The sequence below is a fragment of the Myroides sp. LJL115 genome, assembly GCF_054871665.1.
On the sequence record NZ_JBTXLS010000093.1, the window covers coordinates 1 to 1,828 of the forward strand.

Genomic DNA, 1,828 nt, shown 5'->3' on the forward strand with positions numbered 1-1,828 from the left:
AGTTTTGTCCTCCATACTACATTAAATAAGCAAGTACTAAGACGAGCAGGTTATCCATCTCTAAATGACATCTACTTAAAAGTATCGTAAAGTTAAGAACCGCCTTGGTACGGAACCGTATGCCGGGTGGTGTGAAAGGTCGGCTGAAGAAATAATCTTCAGCCTCCTATTCTATTTCATCTTTAACCAAAGTGGAATTGTGAATTCAGATATAAGGTTAGCATATGGGTAATTCTGATAGTTGTGATGATTCACCCATATTGCTTGCTCAATTTCATTGGCTACTTGTAATGCTATCTTGGAGATTTTTATATGATAGACGGATGCTGTGACTAGGGTGTTTTTTTCATTGGCTGCAATGGCAGTATGCTTAGATAAAAAATGCATATTGGAAATATCAATTTGCAAGTTAAGTTCTTCTGCTATTTCTCTTTTTAATGCCTGTGTTGGAGTTTCTTGCTGCTCTATTTTACCTCCTGGCATGATAAATACGTTAGTTTTTAACTTTTTGACTATAAGCATTTCATTAAATTCATTGGTTATTAGAGCACAAGCTAAATAGAGATGATTTTTTTGTAGCATTTTGTAATGTTTTTAAAAAGTTAGGTGTTTGTTTTACAGATGGTTATGACTGTAAGGGGTAAGCTTGTAAATAAACAATAAAGAATAAGAAAAACAAATAGTAGATTTTTCTAATCTTTGTTTTTTTTATTATTATTGTATCGTACTTTAGTAGTCGATAAAATAAAAAATCCCTTTGTGGATAAAGCTATGTTTTTTAAACATTTTATTATATCTTTATAATAAAGAATATGTATTAGCACTTTGCTAATGAGTGAAATACTTTGTTAAATTTAAAATTATAAAGCCTTTATTTGGCCAAAATGAACAACACAATGGTAAAAGAAGAATTTACTGCATTATTTAAAGGGTATTCTATACCAAAGGATTTAAAAAGTTTGTTAGAGTTTCAATTATCTGAAACTATTCCTTCTTATTATTCAAATGCAATTTATTTAATTGATGAGGACCCTGAACTAATAGAGTCTTTTTCTAATGAGACGGAATTTGTTAAGTCATTTATTCCATTTGCAGAAGCAGATAGTAATGGAAGTGTGTACGCTTTCTGGATCAAGGATTCAAATGAGAAAAACTTGGATCAAATGCCAATAGTTGTGTTTGGCGATGAAGGTGGAGTTTTTCCTGTTGCTAGTAATCTAAAAGAATTATTGCAAATTGCTGCTTACGATGTAGAGCCGTCTATCTTTGAAGATGAATTTAGTTTTTCAGATAGAGAAATTCTAGAGGAAGAAGGAGAGTATGTAGCAACGGAGTTCAATAAGGAGTATTTAGATTGGTTGCGTAATGATGCTAAATTAAAGCCTATTTTAATTATTGATGATGTTGATGTAATTGTAAATAGAGCCAATGATTCTTTTTCTAAGGAATTAAATAGTTTTTTAGATAAATTCAAGTCTTAGGTTTTTTGATAAATCCAAGCTATTTTGTAGTTTGTGATTTATATTCTTAAGAGCTGAGGTTTGTAATAACTTATATATGTAAAGGGAGTATCTTCATCAAGGTACTCCCTTTATATTATGATAGGGGGGATTTGTGATTAGAAGAAGTTTTTATCCTTGTATTTGAAATAGAAAAGAAATTACTTTATTGTACTTATTTTTAGATAGTTAGTTTTTTTATGGAAAAAAGAATTAAAAAAAGCATGTATAAAGTTTGGAAGTAAGGAATAAGTTTCTACTTTTGCACCCGCATTAAGCAAGACGATCTTATACAAAAAGAAGTAAAGTTACCTTTTAAAAACATTAAA

The 1,828-nt window shown here is 30.0% G+C and carries 2 protein-coding genes; one reads left to right on the top strand and one right to left on the bottom strand.

The window, feature by feature from the left end:
• Positions 1 to 171 precede the first annotated feature (171 nt).
• Positions 172 to 582 carry an NUDIX hydrolase gene (locus ACYSNX_RS13050; RefSeq protein WP_461755089.1) on the bottom strand — a complete coding sequence of 137 codons (411 nt, stop codon included), beginning with the start codon at positions 580 to 582 and terminating at the stop codon, positions 172 to 174.
• Positions 583 to 884: 302 nt separating this feature from the next.
• Between ACYSNX_RS13050 and ACYSNX_RS13055 the strand changes: the two genes are divergently transcribed.
• A complete protein-coding gene (locus ACYSNX_RS13055; protein WP_461755090.1) occupies positions 885 to 1,481 on the top strand; it encodes an SMI1/KNR4 family protein in 597 nt (198 codons plus the stop codon).
• Positions 1,482 to 1,828: the final 347 nt, after the last annotated feature.

Coding starts and splice junctions, on each gene's coding strand:
- ACYSNX_RS13050 (WP_461755089.1), bottom strand. CDS start 582: ATGCTACAAAAAAATCATCTCTATTTAGCTTGTGCTCTAATAACCAAT.
- ACYSNX_RS13055 (WP_461755090.1), top strand. CDS start 885: ATGAACAACACAATGGTAAAAGAAGAATTTACTGCATTATTTAAAGGG.